28 protein-coding genes are annotated in these 21228 nt (G+C 62.5%); 19 read left to right on the top strand and 9 right to left on the bottom strand.

What is annotated here, in order from left to right:
- Nucleotides 1-172: 172 nt before the first annotated feature.
- A complete protein-coding gene (locus CAG18_RS06155; protein WP_015270807.1) occupies nucleotides 173-523 on the top strand; it encodes a response regulator in 351 nt (116 codons plus the stop codon).
- A 31-nt stretch (nucleotides 524-554) separates the two neighbouring features.
- Here the strand turns inward: CAG18_RS06155 and cobF are convergent, their stop codons facing one another.
- Nucleotides 555-1304 carry a precorrin-6A synthase (deacetylating) gene (cobF, locus tag CAG18_RS06150; protein ID WP_085720594.1) on the bottom strand — a complete coding sequence of 250 codons (750 nt, stop codon included), beginning with the start codon at nucleotides 1302-1304 and terminating at the stop codon, nucleotides 555-557.
- Between the two features lie 67 nt (nucleotides 1305-1371).
- A complete protein-coding gene (locus CAG18_RS06145; protein WP_015270809.1) occupies nucleotides 1372-2661 on the bottom strand; it encodes an OprD family porin in 1290 nt (429 codons plus the stop codon).
- Between the two features lie 361 nt (nucleotides 2662-3022).
- Here CAG18_RS06145 and CAG18_RS06140 point away from each other — a divergent pair, with 361 nt between their 5' ends.
- The 3 genes from CAG18_RS06140 (at nucleotide 3023) to CAG18_RS06130 (ending at nucleotide 4475) form a co-directional block, all read left to right on the top strand.
- Nucleotides 3023-3382, top strand: coding sequence for a histone-like nucleoid-structuring protein, MvaT/MvaU family (locus CAG18_RS06140; protein WP_015270810.1), 360 nt, complete (start codon nucleotides 3023-3025; stop codon nucleotides 3380-3382).
- Nucleotides 3383-3607: 225 nt separating this feature from the next.
- Nucleotides 3608-4135, top strand: coding sequence for a lactoylglutathione lyase (gene gloA / locus CAG18_RS06135; protein WP_085720593.1), 528 nt, complete (start codon nucleotides 3608-3610; stop codon nucleotides 4133-4135).
- A gap of 97 nt (nucleotides 4136-4232) precedes the next feature.
- Nucleotides 4233-4475 (top strand): hypothetical protein, encoded by a 243-nt coding sequence (locus CAG18_RS06130; protein WP_013973119.1) that lies wholly within the window; start codon nucleotides 4233-4235, stop codon nucleotides 4473-4475.
- Nucleotides 4476-4601: 126 nt separating this feature from the next.
- Here CAG18_RS06130 and CAG18_RS06125 read toward each other — a convergent pair whose 3' ends face one another.
- Nucleotides 4602-5423 carry a shikimate 5-dehydrogenase gene (locus CAG18_RS06125; protein WP_015270812.1) on the bottom strand — a complete coding sequence of 274 codons (822 nt, stop codon included), beginning with the start codon at nucleotides 5421-5423 and terminating at the stop codon, nucleotides 4602-4604.
- Nucleotides 5424-5585: 162 nt separating this feature from the next.
- On the opposite strand from CAG18_RS06125, the gene CAG18_RS06120 reads away from it, so the two are divergent.
- Both CAG18_RS06120 and CAG18_RS06115 read left to right on the top strand, forming a co-directional pair.
- Nucleotides 5586-5930 (top strand): hypothetical protein, encoded by a 345-nt coding sequence (locus tag CAG18_RS06120; protein WP_015270813.1) that lies wholly within the window; start codon nucleotides 5586-5588, stop codon nucleotides 5928-5930.
- A gap of 93 nt (nucleotides 5931-6023) precedes the next feature.
- A complete protein-coding gene (locus CAG18_RS06115; RefSeq protein WP_014590513.1) occupies nucleotides 6024-6206 on the top strand; it encodes a hypothetical protein in 183 nt (60 codons plus the stop codon).
- A 73-nt stretch (nucleotides 6207-6279) separates the two neighbouring features.
- Here CAG18_RS06115 and CAG18_RS06110 read toward each other — a convergent pair whose 3' ends face one another.
- Entirely contained in the window at nucleotides 6280-6765 is a 486-nt protein-coding gene (locus CAG18_RS06110) for a glycoside hydrolase family protein (RefSeq protein WP_015270814.1), read from the bottom strand.
- 64 nt (nucleotides 6766-6829) lie between these two features.
- Nucleotides 6830-7195 carry a hypothetical protein gene (locus tag CAG18_RS06105; RefSeq protein ID WP_015270815.1) on the bottom strand — a complete coding sequence of 122 codons (366 nt, stop codon included), beginning with the start codon at nucleotides 7193-7195 and terminating at the stop codon, nucleotides 6830-6832.
- 162 nt (nucleotides 7196-7357) lie between these two features.
- Here CAG18_RS06105 and CAG18_RS06100 point away from each other — a divergent pair, with 162 nt between their 5' ends.
- Nucleotides 7358-8182, top strand: a complete 825-nt coding sequence (locus tag CAG18_RS06100; RefSeq protein ID WP_015270816.1) for a S24 family peptidase — start codon at nucleotides 7358-7360, stop codon at nucleotides 8180-8182.
- A gap of 137 nt (nucleotides 8183-8319) precedes the next feature.
- Here the strand turns inward: CAG18_RS06100 and CAG18_RS06095 are convergent, their stop codons facing one another.
- Nucleotides 8320-8643, bottom strand: a complete 324-nt coding sequence (locus CAG18_RS06095; protein ID WP_085720592.1) for a DUF1654 domain-containing protein — start codon at nucleotides 8641-8643, stop codon at nucleotides 8320-8322.
- 237 nt (nucleotides 8644-8880) lie between these two features.
- Here CAG18_RS06095 and CAG18_RS06090 point away from each other — a divergent pair, with 237 nt between their 5' ends.
- Together CAG18_RS06090 and CAG18_RS06085 are read left to right on the top strand one after the other, a co-directional pair.
- Complete coding sequence (locus CAG18_RS06090; RefSeq protein ID WP_085720591.1) at nucleotides 8881-9555, top strand: polysaccharide lyase family 7 protein; 675 nt, start codon at nucleotides 8881-8883, stop codon at nucleotides 9553-9555.
- A gap of 211 nt (nucleotides 9556-9766) precedes the next feature.
- A complete protein-coding gene (locus CAG18_RS06085) occupies nucleotides 9767-10024 on the top strand; it encodes a hypothetical protein (protein ID WP_015270818.1) in 258 nt (85 codons plus the stop codon).
- Nucleotides 10025-10121: 97 nt separating this feature from the next.
- On the opposite strand, the gene CAG18_RS27260 is transcribed toward CAG18_RS06085, so the two are convergent.
- Complete coding sequence (locus tag CAG18_RS27260) at nucleotides 10122-10421, bottom strand: hypothetical protein (RefSeq protein WP_085720590.1); 300 nt, start codon at nucleotides 10419-10421, stop codon at nucleotides 10122-10124.
- A gap of 324 nt (nucleotides 10422-10745) precedes the next feature.
- Between CAG18_RS27260 and pbpG the strand changes: the two genes are divergently transcribed.
- Nucleotides 10746-11672: a D-alanyl-D-alanine endopeptidase gene (gene pbpG, locus CAG18_RS06075; protein ID WP_023662495.1), complete on the top strand. Its 927-nt coding sequence runs from the start codon at nucleotides 10746-10748 to the stop codon at nucleotides 11670-11672.
- A 151-nt stretch (nucleotides 11673-11823) separates the two neighbouring features.
- On the opposite strand, the gene CAG18_RS06070 is transcribed toward pbpG, so the two are convergent.
- On the bottom strand, nucleotides 11824-12258 hold the full coding sequence (locus tag CAG18_RS06070) for a hypothetical protein (protein WP_015270820.1): 435 nt from the start codon (nucleotides 12256-12258) through the stop codon (nucleotides 11824-11826).
- A gap of 202 nt (nucleotides 12259-12460) precedes the next feature.
- Here CAG18_RS06070 and CAG18_RS06065 point away from each other — a divergent pair, with 202 nt between their 5' ends.
- The 9 genes from CAG18_RS06065 (at nucleotide 12461) to CAG18_RS06025 (ending at nucleotide 20090) form a co-directional block, all read left to right on the top strand.
- Nucleotides 12461-13795 (top strand): lysine N(6)-hydroxylase/L-ornithine N(5)-oxygenase family protein, encoded by a 1335-nt coding sequence (locus CAG18_RS06065; protein ID WP_085720589.1) that lies wholly within the window; start codon nucleotides 12461-12463, stop codon nucleotides 13793-13795.
- A gap of 261 nt (nucleotides 13796-14056) precedes the next feature.
- Nucleotides 14057-15250 (top strand): PepSY domain-containing protein, encoded by a 1194-nt coding sequence (locus CAG18_RS06060; RefSeq protein ID WP_015270822.1) that lies wholly within the window; start codon nucleotides 14057-14059, stop codon nucleotides 15248-15250.
- Entirely contained in the window at nucleotides 15247-15786 is a 540-nt protein-coding gene (locus tag CAG18_RS06055; protein ID WP_015270823.1) for a hypothetical protein, read from the top strand. The genes CAG18_RS06060 and CAG18_RS06055 overlap by 4 nt, the downstream gene beginning before the upstream one ends.
- Nucleotides 15783-16103 (top strand): hypothetical protein, encoded by a 321-nt coding sequence (locus tag CAG18_RS06050; RefSeq protein ID WP_013973133.1) that lies wholly within the window; start codon nucleotides 15783-15785, stop codon nucleotides 16101-16103. Before CAG18_RS06055 ends, CAG18_RS06050 begins: the two co-directional genes overlap by 4 nt.
- Nucleotides 16100-16669 (top strand): DUF6162 family protein, encoded by a 570-nt coding sequence (locus CAG18_RS06045; protein ID WP_085720587.1) that lies wholly within the window; start codon nucleotides 16100-16102, stop codon nucleotides 16667-16669. Before CAG18_RS06050 ends, CAG18_RS06045 begins: the two co-directional genes overlap by 4 nt.
- Nucleotides 16670-16685: 16 nt before the next feature.
- On the top strand, nucleotides 16686-17588 hold the full coding sequence (locus tag CAG18_RS06040; RefSeq protein ID WP_085720586.1) for a metal ABC transporter substrate-binding protein: 903 nt from the start codon (nucleotides 16686-16688) through the stop codon (nucleotides 17586-17588).
- Nucleotides 17585-18331 carry a metal ABC transporter ATP-binding protein gene (locus tag CAG18_RS06035; RefSeq protein WP_085720585.1) on the top strand — a complete coding sequence of 249 codons (747 nt, stop codon included), beginning with the start codon at nucleotides 17585-17587 and terminating at the stop codon, nucleotides 18329-18331. Before CAG18_RS06040 ends, CAG18_RS06035 begins: the two co-directional genes overlap by 4 nt.
- Nucleotides 18331-19230: a metal ABC transporter permease gene (locus tag CAG18_RS06030; RefSeq protein WP_085720584.1), complete on the top strand. Its 900-nt coding sequence runs from the start codon at nucleotides 18331-18333 to the stop codon at nucleotides 19228-19230. Before CAG18_RS06035 ends, CAG18_RS06030 begins: the two co-directional genes overlap by 1 nt.
- A complete protein-coding gene (locus CAG18_RS06025) occupies nucleotides 19227-20090 on the top strand; it encodes a metal ABC transporter solute-binding protein, Zn/Mn family (RefSeq protein WP_085720583.1) in 864 nt (287 codons plus the stop codon). The genes CAG18_RS06030 and CAG18_RS06025 overlap by 4 nt, the downstream gene beginning before the upstream one ends.
- 69 nt (nucleotides 20091-20159) lie before the next feature.
- On the opposite strand, the gene CAG18_RS06020 is transcribed toward CAG18_RS06025, so the two are convergent.
- Entirely contained in the window at nucleotides 20160-21212 is a 1053-nt protein-coding gene (locus CAG18_RS06020) for a DUF1615 domain-containing protein (RefSeq protein ID WP_039614842.1), read from the bottom strand.
- Nucleotides 21213-21228: the final 16 nt, after the last annotated feature.

Below are 21228 nucleotides of genomic sequence, written 5' to 3'. Positions count from 1 at the left end.
TCCTGTTAAGCGAGTCTAACCAGCTTTGCCGGGTCTGGCAGGGCATTTAGCCAGTATTTGAAGGCAGCGTGCGCCAAACGTTCCATCTGATTGCAGTGCCCGGTATCCTCGGGAACTTCTGGTGCCATCTGGAGCACAGATTAAAGACATTCATTAGCACAGGATCCGAACCATGCACCTTCTGGTAGTCGAAGACGACGACATCGTACGCATGCTGATGGTCGAAGTGCTCGACGAACTGGGCTACACGGTCATCGAGGCGGACAGTGCCGGCGCGGCGCTGCGCATTATCGAGGACCCGGGCCAGGAGTTGGCGCTGATGCTGACCGACGTGGGGTTGCCGGACATGGGTGGCGAAGAGCTGGCCGGCAAGGCGCGCGAGCTGCGGCCGCTGTTGCCGGTGCTGTTCGCCAGTGGCTATGCCGAGAACGTCAATGTACCGGAGGGCATGCATCTGATCGGCAAGCCGTTCAGCATCGACCAGTTGCGCGACAAGGTACAGGCCATTCTGGGTAACCCTTGAAATCGGTGTCGCCTGGTTCGCGGAATGCTGACTACAGCTCCCTGCGCAATAGGTAGCTATCCATGATCCACCCCTTGCGCGCCCGCTCCCGCTCACGCACCTCCAGTATCTGTGCCTTCACCGTTTGCAACGGCCCGGCAATCAGCACCTCATCAGCAGTCCCAAGGTACGCGCCCCAGTAGATCATCAACGCCGGGTCATCGAGCCGGGCAAACGCGCACTGCCCGTCGAGCATCACCAGCACATTGTCGATCTGCCCCTGCCCGGCCAGGCGCCGCCCTGGCAATACGGTCAACGGCTCACCGATGCGGTTGAGCGGCACCTGATGGCGCGCTGCCAACGCCTGCACGCTGCTGATGCCCGGAATGACCTGCAGGCGCAGCGCCACACCACGCTCGCGGACCAGGCCAAGGATGCGCAGGGTGCTGTCGTACAGCGTCGGCTCGCCCCACAGCAGAAAGGCGCCGGTTTCACCGTCGCCTATCTCCTGTTCGATCAGTTGGGCATACAGCGCCGCACGCTGCCGGTGCCAGTCCTGCACCGCGCCCAGGTAGTCATCGGCCTGGCCATCGCGTGCAGGGTCGGCCACCTGCACCAGGCGGTAGCCGCCCTCGGGCCGGTAGCGTTGCAGGATGGCCTTGCGCAGGCGCAGCAGTTCGTCCTTGTCGCCGCCTTTGTCGAGCACGAAGAACACACTGGCCTGGCGCAGTGCATCGACCGCCTCGTAGGTGACCTGGCGCGGGTCACCCGGGCCGATGCCGATCAACAACAGGTCTTTCATTGCCCTGCCCTTTGCGGGAACCAGCAGCCATTGTCAGGTGGCTGCCGGTATTTGGCAAAGCGCCCCGTCAGAAGATGGAGAAGTTGTAGCTGACGATGACTCGTGTCTCGTCCATGTCACGCGCCCATTTTTCATAATTGCTGCGGTAAGTGGAATTACGCAGGCGCACGCTTACGTCCTTGAACGTGCCACTTTGCACCTGGTACTTGAACTCGGTGTCGCGTTCCCATTCTTTGCCTTCGGCCGTACTGCCCGGCACCTTGATATTGTCACCGTTGATGTAACGGGTGAAGAAGGTCAGGCCAGGCACGCCCAGGGCCTTGAAGTCATAGTCATAACGCACCTGCCAGGAACGCTCCTGGGCGGCGGCGAAGTCGTTGACCTGGGCATAGTTGACCAGGTACGGGTTGGTGCCATCCAGGTATGGCATGGCACTGTCGCCATACATGCGCTGCCAACCGGCACTGAGCTTGTGGCCACCCAGGCTGTAGCCGAGCATGCCGCTGAACGCGCGATGGTCGATTTCGCCGGCGCGGGCATTGCCGATGTCATCACTCTTGATCAAGCGCAGGTCTGCCGACAGGCTGCCCACCGCCAATGGCTGGCTGGCCACCAGGCCGAGGAAGTGCTGGCGGTAGATGTTCTCCAGCTTGGCCACCTGGTACTGGGCGCTGAAGCGTTCGTTGAAACGGTAATCGACACCAGCCAGGTCAAAGTGATCAGCCTCGATATCGCAGGCATAGCGCTTGTTCTTGCAATGCACGCGAATGTCCTGGCGGTCGGTGGAATCCCGTGCGGTGTACTTGTCCAGGCGGGCCAGGGTGAACTTCAGGTCGCGCACCTCTTCGGAAGTGAGCATGGCGCCATGGAACATGGTCGGCAGCAGGCGGCCATCGTTGTACTTGAGCAGCGGTACATCCGGCATCATCGAACCGTATTTAAGCACGGTACTGGAAACCTTGACCTTGGCCGCCAGGCCCATCTTCGCGTACTGGTCGGCCGAGTGGCGCGGGTCGTGACCGGAAGACGGCAACAGGCCGCTGTTACTGTCCGCCGGGCTGGAGTCAAGTTTGAAGCCGAACATGCCCAGCGCATCCACGCCAAAACCTACCGGGCCCTGGGTATAACCCGACTGCACATTGAGGATGAAACCTTGTGCCCATTCTTCGCGTTTGGACGCACCCTGGCTGGAACTGCTGTGGCCGTCACGAAAATCCCGGTTGAAATAGACATTGCGTGCTTCGACCTTTGCACTGCTGTCTTCAAGAAAACCGGCGGCCTGGGCATTGACGCCGGCACACAACAGGAACAAGCCGGCAACACGACGCCCGGGGGCGAGGGGGAAAGGGGCAAACATGGGAGAAAACATCCAGAATCAAGGCGAGTAAACAACCTGTGGCACGTGCTGGCCACGGTACTGCGAGGGGGCCGAACAATAGCCGGCCATCATCTGAAATTATCGCGCGAAGGCTCTGGCACGGGCCATTGGACCATGGTCTAAGCGCGCCACAAGACAACCGCGGAAAATCCGGACAATACCGCACGCAAAACTAGGAAAGTTCCTTGCTTACTTACAAAAAGTTTGCAGTTTACCCAGTGCCCATGAATGACTACACTCGATATCAGCGAACAGCGGAACCCACCCGCGTGGCCGGCGTTTTTATTCTTCTTCAATGTTCGTCACGCCCTGCCACGACCGACGTACAGGAGTGATTACAGTGTCCAGACTTGCAGAGTTTCGTGCTGCCGAAAAAGCGCTCCAGGAACAGATGGCGCAACTGGAAGCGTTGAAAAAGGATGCCGGCCTCAAACGCGAAATCGAATTCGAGCAGAAACTAGTCGGCCTGATGAAAAGCTACGACAAGAGCCTGCGCGATATCATCGCCATCCTCGACCCGAAGGCAGTGGCCCGGGTTTCCAGTGCAGCACCCAAGCAACAGCGCCGCGCGCGCGTGGTGAAGGTTTACACCAATCCGCATACCGGCGAGCGAATCGAGACCAAAGGCGGCAACCACCGTGGGCTCAAGGCCTGGAAAGAACAATACGGCGCCGCCACGGTAGAAAGCTGGGTACGCTGATGAAACGTCCACACGCACTTCACACTTTTTTCACAAGGGCTGGCTCAGTATCGAGACAGCTAAAGGACTAGCGACCCCATCACGCGCCCGCACATGCGGGCCTCTAATTCCAGCGCCCTGCCTTGTGCAGGGCGCTTTCATTTGCGCAATCGGCACACTGCCGTATCATGGCCAGCCTGTCTGTTTTGCCGGTGCCCTGCGCCCGGCCCCGTCTCAGGAGTTCCCATGAGCCTGCACGATCTGCAAACCCTGCCTGGCGTCACCGCCCAACCGGATGCCGCCACCGCCCAGTTCGTCTTCAACCACACCATGCTGCGGGTCAAGGACATCAAGAAGTCCCTGGACTTCTACACCCGCGTGCTGGGCTTCCGCCTGGTGGACAAGCGCGACTTCCCCGAAGCTACCTTCAGCCTGTACTTCCTGGCCCTGGTCGACCCGGCGCAGATCCCGGCCGATGACAACGAACGCCACCAGTGGATGAAGTCTATTCCGGGCGTGCTGGAACTGACCCACAACCACGGCACAGAAAACGATGCCGAGTTCGCCTACCACAACGGCAACACCGACCCGCGCGGCTTTGGCCACATCTGCGTCTCGGTACCGGACGTACGCGCCGCCTGCGCACGCTTCGAGGCACTGGGTGTACCGTTCCAGAAACGCCTGCAGGACGGGCGCATGAACCACCTGGCCTTCGTCAAGGACCCGGACGGTTACTGGGTCGAAGTCATCCAGCCGACCGAACTCAAAGGCTGAGCATTCATCGCTGTTCGCTCGTCGGGCCGGGAACTCCCGGCCCTTTGCTGTGGTATATGAAGGTAACTGCTTCACATGCCACAGCGAGGTAAGGACGATGCAATCTCTTCACTGTGAATATCGCAAGCACACCATCACCGCCAGCGTGATGCCCCACCCCGATTCCCCCCTGCCCTATGCCGCCGGGTGCCTGATTACCGACCCCGACGGGCACACCAGCAGGCGCATGTCGATGCCGATGAAGTTCTTCTCCGACCTCGAGAATGCACAGCATGTATCGCTGGCCCATGGCCGGGCACTGGTCGACCAGCAGCTGGATGAGGGGCACAAGGTATTTTGACCTTGTTTATGCCTGTTCCGGCCTCTTCGCGGGCTTGCCCGCTCCCACAGGTACTGCACAGATTTCAGATCCTGTGAGGTCCCTGTGGGAGCGGGCAAGCCCGCGAAAGGGCCGGCACAGGAGTAATCAGATATCCCGGGCGTACGCCACCGCCGCCTCCACCTGCGCCAGGGTGGGTCGCACCCCGGTGTAAAGCACGAACTGCTCCAGCGCCTGCAGCGCAATCACCTCCAGCCCGGTGATCACCGGCTTATCCAACGCCCGCGCCCGTCGGATCAACGGAGTGCTCTCCGGCATCGCCACAACATCGAACACCCGCGCCGCCGCGGCGATGGCGTTCTCGGAAAACGCCAGCTCCTCGGCCTCGGGCCCGCCCGCCATGCCGATCGGCGTCACGTTCACCAGCATGGGTGGGCACAGATCGCCCAGCTCCGCCACCCAGCGATAACCACACACATCCGCCAGCTGCCGCCCCGCCTGCTCGTTGCGCGCAACGATGATGCCTTCGGCGAACCCGGCATCGCGCAAGGCACTGGCTACCGCCTTGGCCATGCCGCCACTGCCGCGCAGGGCAAACGCCGTGGACGGGTCGACCTTGTGCTGCGCCAGCAATTGGCGAACGGCCAGGTAATCGGTGTTGTAGGCCTTCAGGTGGCCATTGGTATTGACCAGGGTATTGACCGACTCGATGGCCGCAGCCGATGGGTCGATCTCGTCGACCAGGGCCATGCAGGCCTCCTTGTACGGCATCGATACCCCGCAACCGCGGATGCCCAAAGCGCGAATGCCCGCCACCGCCGCCGGCAGGTCATCGGTGCGCATGGCCTTGTAGTAGAAGTCCAGGCCCAGCTGCTGGTAAAGGTGGTTGTGGAACCGTACACCGAAGGTGCCGGGGCGGCCGGCCAGGGAGATGCACAGCACGGTGTCTCTGCTTGGAGTTGCCGACATAACCTGCTCCTTTGTCATAACTGAAACGTTTGTTCAGCGTAACAGAGGTAACCGCTGGTCGTCCCTTACACAACCTTTACCGTTCCCCCGTGCTCAGCTGACGAAGAGTGGAGTCATAGTAATAGGACCCCACACTTGGGGTGTCCTTGCGAGGGTTTCTTCATGAACCGTCACATTCCCGGAATCGCCCTGCTGGTCGGTGCCCTGGCCATCAGCGCGCCCGCTGTCGCCCACGGCGGCCATGGCCATGGCGGTTGGTATGGCCCCGGCCCGCTGCTGGGTGCGGCTGTGGTTGGCGCCGTGGTCGGGGCGACGGTTTATGGCGGGCGTGACCGTACCGTGTACGTCGAGCGCCAGCCGGTCTACTACGGGCCTCCGCCGGTGTACATGCAACCACCGCCACCGCCGGTGTACTACCAGCCGTACTACGTGCCAGCACCACCGCCCCCGGGCTACCGCACCTACTACGGCCCGCCACCGGTGTATTACGGCCCGCCGCGCTGGTAAATGTTGATGGAACCAATGACCACTATCGAGGAAGTTAATTTCAAACCGCACCGGCTGCTGCGTAAGGTAGGGCCATGTTTACAGGAGGTCCACATGGCCACTATCCAGATCATGTCCGTTGTTGGCAGTGCCGTCCCCGCTTCGCTGCGTGAGCAGGGCCTGCTCGCATGCTGGTACCTGGTGCGCAACGGCGAAGCCGTAAGCGGCCCGATGCCGACCCGCGCCTCGGCCCAGGCCCTGGTCGAACAGTTGCAACCAGGCACTTTGGTCGCCTGACCCGTATTTGTTGTGCGTTGCTCCCTACGCCCTTCTGGCCCGCCTACCTGGCGGGTCTTTTTTTGCCTGGGCGTTACGCCTGCACCTCCCCACTGCAGGCTATGAACATTGCCAACAACGCGGCCAACTGGTGCTCACGCTGACCGTAGCCCGCGCCAGGCAAGCTGGCCCAGATAGGCGCGGCCTTGGCGATCGCCTGGGCAATGCGGCCAGCCTTGATCAGTGCCAGTGCGCCGCACTCGCTCAGCAACTTGATTGCCGCCAGGTCCTGGGCCTCAGGGGTAAAGCGGCCATTGAAGCCATAGGTGCTCACGATGGCATCCCAGGTACCGGCCAGAATCTGGTACCGCCCAGCCGCAGAACTGTGGATGCCGTAGCTGGGCAACCACACCTTCTGCTTCGGGTGCCCGCTGTAGTCATTGAACAGTTGGCCGCCGACCAGGACGTTGTAGCCATCGTCGCTGGCAGCGATGGTCGAGGTACCTTCGGACCAGGCCAGCATGTCCAGGAACGCGAGCACGTTCGCACCGCCGACAGCGGCAGAATCCAATCGAGCCATGTTGTCTCCATACAGAAGAAGCCCATACGCATGGGCGTGAACAGAATTTGTCTTGCGGGCCGCCTCACTCACCCTGCTTCCCGCGCAGGCGGGCGACGCCCTCGCCCTGGACGGTGACCTGCCGGGGAGGATGGCCGCCCCGAATGGTCAGCGCTTCGATCTTGCCTTCCAGGCGCCCTACAGTGATCACCAGTTCATTGCGTTCCTTTGCAAACTGATCGGCCCTGGCCTGCGCTTCCCTTCGGGCATCACGCTCGATATCGAGCAACTCGTTCAGGCGCCGGACCACGCCAATATCAGCGTTGTCCATGGCACGGTCAGCCGCATCCCTGGACAGCCACTTGCGCAGCCAGAGGAATGCACCCAGCAACACGGTGCCTGTTCCGCCCAGCCAGGTGATGGTGCCTGGGCCGAGGTCAGTCGGATCCATGAAAACCTCATTACCAATGGTGATGTCGTAAGCCTGGAGAACAGCTTCTCGGTGGCTTTCCTTGCTTGCATATTTAATTTAGCCTACAGCTAATATCATGACAAGGGAAATTTAGCCTTGAGCATATTTAGCAGCAAGCTAAACACTGGCATGCTTCGCCCCATGGACATCTACGAAATTCGCAAGCACAACCTGGTCAAGCTGATCGGCAACCAGAGAAAGGGATCCTGCGCGGAGCGCTGGGGGATGGCGCCTGCACACCTGAGCCAGATCCTTTCGGACAAGACAGCGAAGAACCTGGGCGATGACGTGGCCCGCCGAATCGAGGGCATCGAAGGCTTGCCGCGGGGGTGGTTCGACGCGATGGCAGTGGGCGACCAGACGCAGGCGCCGGCCGAGGCGGGTGACAGCAAGCTTTCCGCAGCTGACCTGGTCAAGCAGATGCTTGCCAGAAGCGGCAGAGGCATCCCCGAAGAAACCCGGCAAAGGCTGCTGGCCGCCGCCGAGGAGCCGGCAGATTCGACACTGGTGGCCGCTGAACCTGCTCGGCCAGGCCTGGTGGGCGACGAAGTGTGGATTGCCCACTACGACGTCCGCGCAGCCATGGGTGGCGGGCAGATCCCCCACGACTACCCCGAGATGTTCAAGGATGTTCGCGTCAGCCCAAGCCATCTGCGCGAGCTGGGCGTGGAGTTCAGCGAGCACCACCACCTGAAGATGGTGACCGGTTGGGGCCAGTCGATGGAGCCGACCATCAAGCACCGCGACCCGCTGATCGTGGACGTCAGCATCCGCGAGTTCGTCGGCGATGGAATCTACTTCTTCTCCTGGGGCGACCACATCTACATCAAGCGGCTGCAAATTGCCGACGAAGAGCATTTCGAGATGATTTCCGACAACTCGCGACACAAGGACCGCATGATTCGCCGGGAAGAGACCTACATCCAGGCCAGGGTACTACTGGTGTGGAATGCGCACCTTGTGTAAGCCTCATTGATCTGGCAGGGCACTGTAGGAGCAGCCTGGTGCTGCGAAGAGGCCAGTACTGACAATGCATATCTGTTGCCTGTTCCGGCCTCTTCGCAGCACAAGGCTGCTCCTGCAAAGTGGGCATTTTCCGATGTTCAGAAAGGTGCCGCCTCCTCGGCCTGCTGCTCGCTGTCCTGCTCGACGATAAAGTCGTCGCGCTCCTCCACGCTGCCGCGCTCCCAACGTACCGTCACGCTCTCGTCGTCGTTGAAGGTCAGTTCCAACTCGGGCGTCTCGGCCAGCAGGCCCATCACCTCCTCCCACTCGGCATCACCGTCGGTATCCAGGCGATGCACCGTCACCCAGCGCTGCGTCTGCGCGAGCGGGTGGTTGATCATCGCTGACACGCGCAAGCTCAGCCGCTCCATTCCGGTCATTTCCTGGCGCTGATGGGGCGTCGACTTCATGTGCTTAGACATATTCTTATCCTGACAGCTGTATATTCGTACAGTATTCAAGGGAAGCTTATCTCACCGCCAAATCAAGCGTAAAGCCCCGCTGCGGAAAATTTTCGCCAACAGGTAATTTGTCGCTCGGCGAAATAATTTTAGCCATAAGCTATTGACGATGATTTAGCGCAAGGCTAATTTTCACTCCAGCAGCCGCCACCGTGCTGCTGCGGCACCAACCGACATTTCCATTCAGGAGTTCCCCCCATGAGCGTAGATATCAGCAACCTCACCATCGCCGTTCCGGTGGCCGAATCGTCGATCAGCACCGTAGCGGTCGAACTCACCGGCAGCGAAGCGATTGCCCTGTACCCGAACTACGTGAAAGTGCTCAGCGATGGTTCGGTCCAGTTGTCTGCCCCCACCAAAGGCGCTTCGAGCAAAAGCACCCGCAGGACCCGCTGCGAGTGGTCGGAGCCGGAATACTGGACCCTGGGCGGCGCCTTGGATCACTGGAATCGCCAGGAAATGACACTGACCAAGGTCAACTGGGCGCAGAAGGTGGTCATCGCGCAGATGCACGTCTACGGGGACGACAGCCCGCCCGTGAAGGTGTTCTGGAAAAAGGGCGACATCACCCTGGGTTTTCGGCGGACCTACAACCAGACTGACCCGATCAACTCGACGGTGCTCAAGGGGGTACCGCTGGGGGCAAAGTTCGAGGTGAGCATCCATGTCACGTCGGCAGGCGTGGTCACCGTTACAGCCAAGTGCAACGGGATGACCGGATCGTCCGGCGATCTGCAGTTCGACAGCACCTGGGCTACACAGCTATTCGAGTTCCACGGCGGGGTCTACAACCAGGTGGACTACACCGATACCACGCCCGCCGATGACGGCTCGATCTGCATCATCAGCGACCTATCGTTGATCCATGCCTGAGCCCAGGCAACTGGCAAGACATCCCGATGCCCTGCATCCCAGCGCAGGTTGCATCGGGATGCCGATTGGCGTTGAGCCGCCCCCAAGCGCTACATACAAGCTAAGCTCCACCTTCCGGCGCTTTTTCGATGGCCCCGGCACCATGCATCTACATCGTCGCTCTCGCGATCCATACCACCTGGCCAGATTTGGCCTTGAAGAGGATGCACCCATGGCGACAATCGAGACTCAAGCTCTTGCGCAAGGTCTCTCGCAAGTAGAAAGCAGCTGGCAAAAGTATGTAATTTCCCAAAAAAATACTGAAGGCCTAAGCGGATCCGAACTCAAGGCTGCCCTGAAAGCTAGTGCGCAAGACTATAAAAGGTTTCAGAATCACAGCCAGCAATTTTATGCAGAGGTTCGCAAACGGGTGACTGATGCTGAAAAACTGGAACAAGACAAGCAACTCTACCCTCACTATTACACTTGACGGGTTGATTTGATTTTCTTGTGAACCCAGGTTAGCTCTCAGCATTTCCTGGTAGTGCCCAGCATATAGCCGGGCATTTCCTTATAGGTTTTGCCCCCTATCTCGAGGCGGTGACAGGGTCTGCAGCGGGAGCGACCTCATCGGCGACTCGACGCGCGCGGCCAACTCCCCAAGCAAGCGCTCGGGCCATAGACTCATTTGGCCGGGAGTCGAAGGCCTCTTCGTGGAGTGCCATGCCGGACCGCGCATAGATACCGATGAACACCTGCGTGCTGCCGGTGCGCGAAAGCCTCACCCGCACATCGATAAAAGTGCCGTCAACAAGGGCTTCCTCGTGAGATCGGTGGTGGAGCGTAGGGTCCGCCCAGGCCCAGTACACATCGCCGCGCACGCGCATACAGCCCTCCTGCAACCGTTTGGTGGATGGTCATTAATCCAAAAAATAGCCAAGACGAAGCGGTGATCAAGGCTGTCCAACAGGTTTGAAAGCCAACCCGACAATTGGTGCTCCCAGATTTCCCCCCCAAAATCAGTGCTGCGACATGGCGAACTGGCGAAACTGGAGACAAACGTAATTGGTACAGGATTAAATTTCGTTCACGTTGCGCCCTTTAGTCATAAGGCATTCGACAGCAAATCAGCCATACTCCAGAATGCAGCGGTTTTTAGGGGGAAAACCCTTGCACAGCCAACGACATACCAACTTTTAGTGAGCCTCAACGTGAAAACATCCCTGTCCATCCTCAGCCTGCTGCTGTTGCTCACAGGTACTGCGACCCTTCCGTCGACCGCTGCTGCACAACCCCCGGCCCAGGTTCAACGTGACCCATCCAAGCTGCACCTCGCTTCGGGCAGCGCCCTGCTGATCGACCTGAACACCAATCAGGAGCTGTATTCGAGCCACGCCGACCGCGTGGTGCCGATTGCCTCGGTGACCAAACTGATGACGGCGATGGTAGTGCTGGATGCCAAGCAGCCCATGGATGAGATGCTCACCATGACCATTGCCAACAACCCGGAAATGAAAGGCGTGTATTCGCGTGTGCGCCTAGGCAGCCAGCTCGACCGCCGCGAAACCTTGCTGATTACCCTGATGTCATCGGAAAACCGTGCGGCCAACACCCTGGCCAACCATTACCCTGGCGGCTACCCAGCGTTCATCAAGGCGATGAACGCCAAGGCCCGCAGCCTGGGCATGGCGCACACCCGCTACGTCGAGCCAACGGGCCTGTCGACGCAGAACGTGTCCACGGCCCGTGACCTGGCCAAGCTGCTGATGGCGTCGCGCAAGTACCCGATGCTGAGCGAGCTGTCGACCACCCGCGAGAAGACCGTGGCCTTCCGCAAGCCCAACTACACCCTGGGCTTCCGCAACACCGACCACCTGGTGAACAAGAGCAACTGGGACATCAAGCTGACCAAGACCGGCTTCACCAATGAAGCCGGGCACTGCCTGGTGCTGCTGACCCGCATGGACAACCGCCCGGTGGCCATGGTGATCCTCGACGCCTTTGGCAAGTACACCCACTTCGCCGATGCCAGCCGCATGCGTCAGTGGCTGGAAACCGGTGCTGCCAAGCCGGCGCCGGCGGTGGCCATGCAGTACAAGGCAGAGCGGCAGAACAAGGGGCGCCTGGCGGCCGAATGACCGAAGCCGGAATGATGGGGCCTGCACCGGCCCTATCGCCGGCAAGCCAGCGCCCACAGTGACAACACCAGGCCTGCGAGAGCAACTGCCATGCGCAGTCCATGTGGGAGCCGGCTTGCCGGCGATGGGCTGCACAGCAGCCCCAAGTTCGTCAGGCCGTGGTGCTGACCATCCCGCCCGCGCTGCTGCCACCCGTTTTCTGTAATGCTTCGAGCAACTGCGCGGTGGCCTGCAGGATTTCACCATTGATGGTGGCGATGCTCGCTTGCTTGGCGGACACAGCTGCCAGCTTGGTGGTTTCGTCCATCTTCTGCGCCATCAACTGGGCCAGTTGCTTCTGCTCCTCGGCCAATTGCTTCTGCAGCTTCTTGATCATCTCGCGCAATTGCCTGATGTGCGCAGGCTCCGAACTTTCACTGCTGCTCTGGGCACCTTGAGTCTGGCCACCACCGTTCACCTTCGACGTGTCGGCCTGAGTGCCGGCCCCATTCTCTTCAGTCTTTTGCGCATCCTGGCTGTCGGCGGCCTGGGTTGTGCTCAGCGCCTGGCTCGTGGTGCTGATGCTGACTGCTGCAATACCTGTCATGTCTTTCTCCCTGCGTTGCAAATGGGTCCTTGGGTTGTTCTGCCTATCGGCCGACAGGCGCAGGCCTTTAGCCCCCTGCTGCAAGTGGCCGATCGGCCGCCAGTAAATTCCCCATCGTTTGGCTCGTTCCACCCAATGTACAAACGCAGGCGCCGGTCTCTCCCGGCGAGCGTCAACATTCGACCATTATGGAACCGCAGCCATGAGCCAGTCTGCAAAACCGGAAACCATCAAGGACCTGATCGGCGTGGGCTTCGGCCCTTCCAACCTGGCCCTGGCCATCGCCCTGGAAGAACTCGCCGAGTCCCACGGCCATGCCCTCGACGCGCTGTTCATCGACAAGCAGCAGGATTATCGCTGGCATGGCGAAACCCTGGCCACCCAGAGCGAGCTGCAGATCTCGTTCCTCAAGGACCTGGTGTCGCTGCGCAACCCCACCAGCCCCTACAGCTTCGTCAACTACCTGCACCAGAAGCAGCGCCTGGCCGACTTCATCAACCTCGGCACCTTCTACCCCTGCCGCCTCGAGTACAACGACTACCTGCGCTGGGCCGCCGAGCACTTCGCCACCCAGGCGGTATATGGCGAGGAAGTGCTGCGCATCGAGCCGGACGTGCAGGCGGGCCGGGTCGAGCACCTGCGCCTGGTCTCGCGCGACGCCCAAGGCCGCGAATATAGCCGCCGCACCCGTTCGGTAGTGGTCGGCAGCGGCGGTACGCCAAAAATCCCGGAAAAGTTCGGTGCCTTCAAGGACGACCCGCGGGTATTCCACCACTCCCAGTACCTGAGCAGCCTGAACAAGCTGCCATGCACCGCCGGCAAGCCGATGCGCATTGCCGTGATCGGCTCGGGCCAGAGCGCCGCCGAGGCGTTCATCGACCTCAACGACAGCTATCCGTCGGTCAAGGTCGACATGATCCTGCGCGGTTCGGCGCTCAAGCCCGCCGATGACAGCCCGTTCGTCAACGAGATCTTCTCGCCGGACTACACCGACCTGGTCTACAACGAACCGGCCGACCAGCGCAGCAAGCTGCTGGGCGAATACCACAACACCAACTATTCGGTGGTCGACCTCAACCTGATCGAACGCATCTACGGCATCCTCTACCGGCAGAAGGTCGCCCACCAGTACCGCCACAATGTGCTGTGCCGGCGCCAGGTCGAAGCCGTGGTGGCCACCCGCGAAGGCCTGGAGCTGACACTGCGCGACCTCGCCACCGGCCAGCAGCAGACCCACCGCTACGATGCGGTGATACTCGCCACCGGTTACGAGCGCCGCTCGCACCGTGACCTGCTGACGCCCCTGGCCGGCTACCTGGACGATTTCAACGTCGACCGCAACTACCGCGTGCTGACCAGCCCCGACCTGCAGGCCTCGGTGTACCTGCAGGGCTTCTGCGAAAACAGCCACGGCCTGAGTGACACCCTGCTCTCGGTGCTGCCGGCGCGCGCTGCGGAAATTGGCCGCGCGCTGTACCAGGACCTGGCGCAGCTGCACGGCAAGCCGCAACCGGCAGTGGCTCTGACCCGCGCCTGATCCCCTAGGCATTTAACAGCACCTGTAGGAGCAGCCTTGTGCTGCGAAGAGGCCGGTACTGACAGTGCATCTCTGTTGTCAGTACCGGCCTCTTCGCAGCACAAGGCTGCTCCTACAGGGTCGCGCCAGCTTTCAGGTTTCTTTGCCCGAAACATTTGCTTGCATTTAAAACGGCAGGTTTTCGATTCTCATTCGTCCTTATCAATACAGCCCCTCTTTGGCTGGGCACACGCTCGACTCCCCATTGCAGAAGACCGTCAGATGGCCAAATCACCGAAAAAATCCAAATCCAGGCTGTGGTTCCTGGTCCACAGCTGGCTCGCCTTGCCGATCTGGTTCTTTGTCCTGATCGTCTGCTTCACCGGCATGCTCGCGGTGGTCAGCCAGGAAATCGTCTGGCTGGCCGACCCCGCCGTGCGCGCCAACAAGCCCGACGCCGACGCCGAGCGCCTGAGCTTCCAGCAGGTACTGGACGCCCTGCACAAGGCCGAGCCGGACATGGTGGTGGAGCGGCTGATCCAGCCCGACGGTTCGCACTTCGCGGTCAAGGCCAATGTCACCCTGCCTGACGGCACCAGCCCGACGCTGTATGTAAACCCCTACACCGGGGCCATCCAGGGCAAGACTCCGGACTTCAACTTCGAAGCCTTCACCCGCGCCCTGCACGGCTGGTGGCTGGTGCCGTTCACCAGCGGTTTCAGCTGGGGCTGGTACCTGGTGTCGTTGCTCGGGCTGCCCATGCTGGCTTCGCTGGTAACCGGCCTGGTGGTGTACAAGAAGTTCTGGAGGGGCTTCTTCAAGCCAGTGCGCACCGGCCATGGTTCGCGAATTTTCTGGGGCGACCTGCACCGCCTGGCCGGGGTCTGGTCGATCTGGTTCATCGCGGTCATTTCCATCACCGGCACCTGGTTCCTGATCCAGGCAATCCTGGCCGACAACCACATCACCATTTCCAGCCGGCCCATCGTGCCGGTAATCGCCCGTGAAGACGTGCCGCAAACCCCGAATGGCAGCCCGGCAGCGCGCATCGACCTGGATGAAGCGGCACGCATCGCCGGCCTGGCGGTCCCGGGGCTGGAGATCAGCTTCATCTCGCTGCCGGCTACCGCTTACAGCCACATCACCCTGGCCGGACCAGGCTGGTACCCGCTGATGTTCCAGAGCGCCTCGGTGAACCCGTACACGCGCAATGTCGACAGTCAGTTCCTGATCAGCGACCGCTCCGCCCTGGAGTTCGTCACCGAATCCATGCGCCCGCTGCACACCGGCGATTTCGGCGGCCTGCCGATCAAGCTGGTGTGGTTCTTCTTCGGCCTGGTCCTCACCCTGATGGTGTTCAGCGGTTTGCTGATCTGGACCAAACGCACCGCCCAGGCCACCGCCGCCGCCCTCAAGCGCAGCGAGCGCGCACCGCGCATGGCGCGCCATGAACCCACCGTGGAGATCCGCCCATGAGCCAGGCCCAAGCCGTGCCAGCCAGCCCGCTGAAGCAACTGTGGCTGAAGTGGCGTTTTCACCTGAACATCCTGCTGATCCTCATCCCGTTGGGCTTCATGCCCAAGTACTTCGCCGAGGCCAAGCTGTTTCGCGGCGAAGCGGGGCTTGGCGCCAATGTGATCCACGACATCCAGGTCGGCCCCTATACCCTGGACCTGGCCGAGATGCGTGACGAGGCTCCCCGCGCCGATGGCCCGGCCGGCCACTTCAAGGTCTTCAATGCATCGCTGTGCAAGGCCTGCGTCAACGGCGTCAAGGCGGCCTACCTGCGCATCGGCAAACCACGCAGCCTGCGCGCCGCCGGCACGATTTTCTTCGGTGCGCCGTACAACATGGGCACCTCGTTGCCGATCCCGCCACGCACCAAGCCCGACGCGCAGATCTGGATCACCCTGGAAGGCTGGGACGGCAGCATGCACCAGGCGTCGGTCCCTCTGGCCAAGGCATCGCCAGCCACCGTGGCCTGGCTCGAGAAACAAGGAGGCAAGAAATGAAACACCTGATACGCACCCTCGCCCTGCCCTTGCTGGTGCTGGCCGCCTGCCCGGCCCTGGCGCACAACCCGATGTGCGAGTGTGAAGAGCTGGCCGGCGGCCAGGTCAAGTGCACCGGCGGCTTCTCGGACGGCAGCGGCGCCCCCGGAGTTACCCTGGATGTGATCGGCTACGACGAACAGGTGCTGGTCGGCGGCAAGCTCGGTGATGACTCGACCCTGACCTTCAAGCGCCCGGACGGCGAGTTCTACGTGCTGTTCGATGCCGGCCCCGGGCACGTGGTGGAAGTCGACTACGCCGATATAGCCCAGCCATGAGCCGCGCCCAAGTGATTCGCCCGGCCGGAGCCGGGCACGAAACCCTGTACGTGCTGCTGGTCAGCCTGCTGATCGCGGTACTCGCCATCGGTGTGGTGCTGCTGCGCGGCGAACGCGAGGATGAACAGGCCATCGCCAGCCACCAGATAGACGCCCGTCGCGACCTGACCGCCGCCGAGCAAGGCCTGTACACCGACTTGCGGGTGGCCTTCGACGAAATCCAGCTGCTGCGTGAAGAGAACACCGCTGCGCCCAGCGTACAGGCACTTGCCGAGGAGGGCCTGCCACCGTTCGTGGTCGATGCCGGCAGCCAGAGCCGCGGCAGCCACCAATGGTCGTGGCTGGAGACCGGGGCCTACCTTGGCCGCAGCCAGGCCCCGGAAGTGGCCGGCAGCCTGCTGCTGATCCTGCCGGCCGACAGCACCGGCCAGGCCGATGTCTGGCTGCGCCGCGACAGCGCCGCCGTGACCCCGGACGACCTTGGCCAGGCCGCCCTGATCGCCGCTGGCTGGCAGCAGGTGGTCAGCCATTACGACGCCGGGGTCACCCGCGAACACCGTCATTGAACCCAAGGACTTCCCCATGCTCCGCTCCGCCTTCGCCCTGCTCCTGGCCATTGCCCTGCCGGCACAGGCCCTGGCCGATAACGGCAAGCCCCTGCGTATCGGCATTACCCTGCACCCCTACTACAGCTATGTGAGCAACATCGTCGGCGACAAGGCCGAAGTGGTGCCGCTGATTCCGGCAGGGTTCAACCCCCATGCCTACGAGCCACGGGCCGAGGACATCAAGCGCATCGGTACCCTGGACGTGGTGGTACTGAACGGCGTCGGCCATGACGATTTCGCCGACCGCATGATCGCCGCCAGCGAGAAGCCCGACATAAACACCATAGAGGCCAACCAGAACGTACCCTTGCTGGCGGCCACCGGCATTGCCGCCCGCGGCGCCGGCAAGGTGGTCAACCCGCACACCTTCCTGTCGATCAGCACCACCATCGCCCAGGTCAACAACATCGCCCGCGAACTGGGCAAGCTCGACCCGGACAACGCCAAGCTGTACACGCAAAACGCCCGCGCCTATGCCAAGCGCCTGCGCGCACTGCGCGCCGAAGCACTGGCCAAGGTCACCGAGGCGCCCAGCGCCACCTTCCGGGTCGCCACTATCCATGCCGCCTACGACTACCTGGTACGTGACTTCGGCCTGGAGGTGACTGCGGTGGTCGAGCCAGCCCATGGCATCGAACCCAGCCCGGCCCAGTTGAAGAAGACCATCGACCAGCTCAAGGCGCTGGACGTGCGGGTGATCTTCTCGGAAATGGACTTCCCGTCGGCCTATGTCGAAACCATCCAGCGTGAATCCGGCGTGCGCCTGTACCCGCTTACGCACATTTCCTACGGCGAATACACCAAGGACAAGTACGAAGTAGAGATGAAGCGCAACCTCGACACCGTGGTCCGCGCCATCCAGGAGAACCGCGCATGACCGCCGCCGCCAACCTGGTGACAGCCTGCGGGCCGCGCGTCGAGTTTGCCGGCATCGACCTGACCCTGGGCCGCACCCGCATCCTCGAACAGGTCAGCTTCAACGTCGCCGCCGGCAGCGTGCATGCCATCGTCGGCCCCAACGGCGGCGGCAAGAGTTCGCTGATCAAGACCCTGCTCGGGCAGATGCCGCACCAGGGCCAGCTGACCCTGCACTGGCCCGGCGAACGCGAAGTGATCGGCTATGTGCCGCAGGCGCTGGAATTCGACCGTGGCCTGCCGATGACCGTGGACGATTTCATGGCTGCCATGTGCCAGCGCCGCCCTGCCTTCCTCGGCTTGTCGCGTCGCGTGCAGCCGGCCATCGACACAGCCCTGGCGCAGGTCGGCATGCTCGACAAGCGCAAACGGCGCATGGGCGCGCTTTCCGGTGGCGAACGCCAACGCGTGCTGCTGGCCCAGGGCCTGATTCCCGAGCCGCAACTGCTGGTGCTGGACGAGCCGATGTCGGCCCTGGACGAAGCCGGCATCCAGGTGTTCGAACAACTGCTGCAGGGCTGGCGCCAGGCCTGCACCACCGTGCTGTGGATCGAACACGACCTGGAGGCGGTGCTGCGCCTGGCCGACCGGGTTACCGGCCTGAGCCGCCAGGTACTGTTCGACGCCCCACCCGCCCAGGCCCTTACCCCAGAGCGCCTGCTCGGCCTGTTCTCCGTTCACCCGCGTAGCGAGAGCCTTGCCTGATGAGTTTTGAAATCTTTCGGCAAACGGTCCAGAACTGGGCCACTGCCGGCTACCTGCCCGAGGCGCTGGCCTACGGCTTCGTGGTCAACGCTTTGCTGGCCGGTTTGATGATCGGCCCGGTGCTGGGCGGCCTGGGTACCCTGGTGGTGGTCAAGCGCTTTGCCTTCTTCTCCGAGGCGGTCGGCCATGCCGCGCTGACCGGCGTGGCCATCGGCATCCTGCTGGGCGAGCCCTACACCGGCCCCTACGGCAGCCTGTTCGGCTACTGCCTGCTGTTCGGCATCTTGCTCAACTTCCTGCGCAACCGCACCGGGCTGTCGCCGGACACGCTGATCGGCGTGTTCCTGTCGGTGTCGCTGGCGCTGGGTGCCAGCCTGCTGCTGATGCTGGCAGGCAAGATCAACGTGCACATCCTCGAGAACGTGCTGTTCGGCTCGGTGCTGACCGTCAGCAGCCAGGACCTGGTGGTGCTGGGCATCGTCGCGGTGCTGGTGCTGGCATTGGCAGTGCCGCTGTACAACCGCATCATGCTGGCCAGTTTCAACCCACAGCTGGCAGCCGTGCGCGGGGTGGCGGTGAAAACCCTGGACTACCTGTTCGTGGTGCTGGTGACCCTGGTCACCGTGGCCTCGGTGAAGGTGATCGGGGCGATCCTGGTCGGGGCGCTGCTGGTGATCCCCGCTGCCGCCGCACGCCTGGTCAGCCAGTCGCTGAAGGGCTTTTTCTTCCTGTCGGTGCTGATCGCCACGCTGAGCACGCTGCTGGGCATCCTGCTGCCAATCGTTTTCGACCTGCCGGTGCCGTCCGGCGCCGCGATCATCCTGGTCGCGGGCATCTGCTTCGCGCTGGCGGCGCTGGCCCGCGCCCTCGTCCCCCGCCTGCAAGGAAACCCGGCATGAACCTGAAACGCCTGACCCTGGCGCTGGCCCTGGCCAGCCTGCCGTCGCTGTCTTTCGCCACGCAAGTGCTGACCACCCTGCCCGTCACCCACAGCCTGGCCAGCGCCTTGCTCGAGGGCACCAAGGTGCAACTCAAGCGTGCAGCACCCGCCAACCTGCCTGCCAGCCGCCAGCCTTCCTATTTCAGCGGTCGCGGTGGCGCCAGCCTGCACAAGGCCGCGCAGCAGGCCGATGCGGTGATCGGCGTGCGCTCGATCTGGCGTGACGACCCGCTGTACCCGATGGCCCGGCGTAGCAATATCCGGATCGTCGAAATCGACGCAGCACGGCCAGTGGATGGCGCGCTGCCGGGCATAGCGGTGAGCGGCGACGAGGCCTATGGCGCCTACCCCTGGCTCAACCCGACCAACTTCGGGCGCATGGCCGACGTGGTAGCCAATGACCTGGAGCGGTTGGCGCCGGGCGACAAGGCGCAGATCCAGGGCAACCTGGCCGGGCTCAAACGCCAGTTGCTGGAGCTTTCGGCCAGCAGCCAGACACGCTTGGCCAAGGTCGACAACCTGACGGTGGTGAGCCTGTCGGAACGGCTGGGTTATCTGGCCAGCGGGTTGAACCTGGACGTGGTCGAGCAGCCGCTGCCAGCCGAGTGGGATGCGACTGCGCTGAAGGCGCTAGGGGACAACCTGAAAGCGCAGGATGTGGCGCTGGTGCTGGACCATCGGCAGCCGGAAGCGGCTGTGGCCGAGGTGATCAAGGCGTCCGGGGCGAAGCTGGTGTTGGTGGAAAGTGACCCTGAGGATGCGTTTGCGGGGCTGAAAGCCAGCGTCGACCGTGTGGTTGGGGCATTGGGCGAAAGCTGATGTTCTCCTCGCAGTCCCACAGGCCTGCACGGTCCCTGTGTAGGAGCGCGCTCGCCAGCCAGGCCACCATTAACGCTTCATGCACCGCTGATAACGCTCATCCACCCGCCCGGCAAACCACGCCGTGGTCAGCTTGCGGGTGATCTTCGGGCTTTTCAGCTGGATCCCCGGCAGCACCGCCCGTGGCACCGGCTTGCCGGCCGCAGCATCAGCAAGGGCGAACACCCCGCTGTACAGCTTGCTGTCCTCGAAGGCCAGACTATCGCCCTGCTCCAGCTGGCTGCGAATCTGCGGGTTGCGCAAGCCCAGCTTTCCTCCCAGTTTGCGTGCCGCCTTTTCAGTGGTCCCGGGCATGATCGAGCCCGGCGCCACCAGGTCGCCATCCAGCGCCAACGTCACCCCCGTCACCTTGCTCAGTGCCGCCTGGAATGCCGCATTGCGGCTGGCGTACCAGCCCGCGTTGAAATCGGCAAAGCGGTACAGCTGGCGATCGTAGTTGGCCGAATAGCCCAGCAAGTGGGCGATACCGAAATACATGCCGCCGCGCCGGGTGAACACTTCCTGGCGAATGCTGCCGTCGTGGCTGTAGGGGTAATCCCGCGCATGCTTTTCGGCAAAGTCGATGCTGACCTGCATCGGCCCTCCGGTATGCACCGGGTTCAGCCCGCCCAGCAAGGTCTTGCCCAGCGGTACGCGAGCGATGACTTCGTCGTACAGTTCGCTCAGCTGCTTCTCGCTGCGCACCGCCTGCAAACGTTGCTGGTAGCTCTTGCCATTACCCGACGGCGCCTTCAGTGCACCGTCGACCAGCAGCTTGGGGATGTGCAGGCGCGCAGCGCGGCGGTCGATTTCCTCTCGGGCGATACGCCCCAAGTTGGGCACTTGCGGGTCGGCATTGAAGGTCGACTCCTGCTCGGTCACCGCCAGCACCGCGCACAGGTTGCTCTTGCTGGGGGCAATTCGCTGGGCCTCGAACGCCACCTGAATGTCCCGGGCCCAGCCCTCGCGGTCCTTGGCCTGGGCGGGTAACAGCCGCAGCAGTTGGGCGCGGACCTTGGCCGGGTCCGTTTCGGGCGCTTCCTCACGACGCCCGGCGCAGCCTTGCAGCAGCGCCAGGGCCATCAACCCGGCAGCCAGT

It is taken from the genome of Pseudomonas sp. B22(2017), assembly GCF_002113105.1.
GTDB classification, from domain to species: Bacteria; Pseudomonadota; Gammaproteobacteria; order Pseudomonadales; family Pseudomonadaceae; genus Aquipseudomonas; species Aquipseudomonas asiatica.
Note: the sequence above shows the minus strand (reverse complement) of the source record. Positions and strands in the feature narration are given on the sequence as shown.

Bases quoted from the DNA above. Each gene is read 5' to 3' on its own strand.
- CAG18_RS06155 (WP_015270807.1), top strand. From the start codon at position 173: ATGCACCTTCTGGTAGTCGAAGACGACGACATCGTACGCATGCTGATG.
- cobF (WP_085720594.1), bottom strand. From the start codon at position 1,304: ATGAAAGACCTGTTGTTGATCGGCATCGGCCCGGGTGACCCGCGCCAG.
- CAG18_RS06145 (WP_015270809.1), bottom strand. From the start codon at position 2,661: ATGTTTGCCCCTTTCCCCCTCGCCCCCGGGCGTCGTGTTGCCGGCTTG.
- gloA (WP_085720593.1), top strand. From the start codon at position 3,608: ATGAGCCTGCACGATCTGCAAACCCTGCCTGGCGTCACCGCCCAACCG.
- CAG18_RS06130 (WP_013973119.1), top strand. From the start codon at position 4,233: ATGCAATCTCTTCACTGTGAATATCGCAAGCACACCATCACCGCCAGC.
- CAG18_RS06125 (WP_015270812.1), bottom strand. From the start codon at position 5,423: ATGTCGGCAACTCCAAGCAGAGACACCGTGCTGTGCATCTCCCTGGCC.
- CAG18_RS06120 (WP_015270813.1), top strand. From the start codon at position 5,586: ATGAACCGTCACATTCCCGGAATCGCCCTGCTGGTCGGTGCCCTGGCC.
- CAG18_RS06115 (WP_014590513.1), top strand. From the start codon at position 6,024: ATGGCCACTATCCAGATCATGTCCGTTGTTGGCAGTGCCGTCCCCGCT.
- CAG18_RS06110 (WP_015270814.1), bottom strand. From the start codon at position 6,765: ATGGCTCGATTGGATTCTGCCGCTGTCGGCGGTGCGAACGTGCTCGCG.
- CAG18_RS06105 (WP_015270815.1), bottom strand. From the start codon at position 7,195: ATGGATCCGACTGACCTCGGCCCAGGCACCATCACCTGGCTGGGCGGA.
- CAG18_RS06100 (WP_015270816.1), top strand. From the start codon at position 7,358: ATGGACATCTACGAAATTCGCAAGCACAACCTGGTCAAGCTGATCGGC.
- CAG18_RS06095 (WP_085720592.1), bottom strand. From the start codon at position 8,643: ATGTCTAAGCACATGAAGTCGACGCCCCATCAGCGCCAGGAAATGACC.
- CAG18_RS06090 (WP_085720591.1), top strand. From the start codon at position 8,881: ATGAGCGTAGATATCAGCAACCTCACCATCGCCGTTCCGGTGGCCGAA.
- CAG18_RS06085 (WP_015270818.1), top strand. From the start codon at position 9,767: ATGGCGACAATCGAGACTCAAGCTCTTGCGCAAGGTCTCTCGCAAGTA.
- CAG18_RS27260 (WP_085720590.1), bottom strand. From the start codon at position 10,421: ATGCGCGTGCGCGGCGATGTGTACTGGGCCTGGGCGGACCCTACGCTC.
- CAG18_RS06070 (WP_015270820.1), bottom strand. From the start codon at position 12,258: ATGACAGGTATTGCAGCAGTCAGCATCAGCACCACGAGCCAGGCGCTG.
- CAG18_RS06065 (WP_085720589.1), top strand. From the start codon at position 12,461: ATGAGCCAGTCTGCAAAACCGGAAACCATCAAGGACCTGATCGGCGTG.
- CAG18_RS06060 (WP_015270822.1), top strand. From the start codon at position 14,057: ATGGCCAAATCACCGAAAAAATCCAAATCCAGGCTGTGGTTCCTGGTC.
- CAG18_RS06055 (WP_015270823.1), top strand. From the start codon at position 15,247: ATGAGCCAGGCCCAAGCCGTGCCAGCCAGCCCGCTGAAGCAACTGTGG.
- CAG18_RS06050 (WP_013973133.1), top strand. From the start codon at position 15,783: ATGAAACACCTGATACGCACCCTCGCCCTGCCCTTGCTGGTGCTGGCC.
- CAG18_RS06045 (WP_085720587.1), top strand. From the start codon at position 16,100: ATGAGCCGCGCCCAAGTGATTCGCCCGGCCGGAGCCGGGCACGAAACC.
- CAG18_RS06040 (WP_085720586.1), top strand. From the start codon at position 16,686: ATGCTCCGCTCCGCCTTCGCCCTGCTCCTGGCCATTGCCCTGCCGGCA.
- CAG18_RS06035 (WP_085720585.1), top strand. From the start codon at position 17,585: ATGACCGCCGCCGCCAACCTGGTGACAGCCTGCGGGCCGCGCGTCGAG.
- CAG18_RS06030 (WP_085720584.1), top strand. From the start codon at position 18,331: ATGAGTTTTGAAATCTTTCGGCAAACGGTCCAGAACTGGGCCACTGCC.
- CAG18_RS06025 (WP_085720583.1), top strand. From the start codon at position 19,227: ATGAACCTGAAACGCCTGACCCTGGCGCTGGCCCTGGCCAGCCTGCCG.
- CAG18_RS06020 (WP_039614842.1), bottom strand. From the start codon at position 21,212: ATGGCCCTGGCGCTGCTGCAAGGCTGCGCCGGGCGTCGTGAGGAAGCG.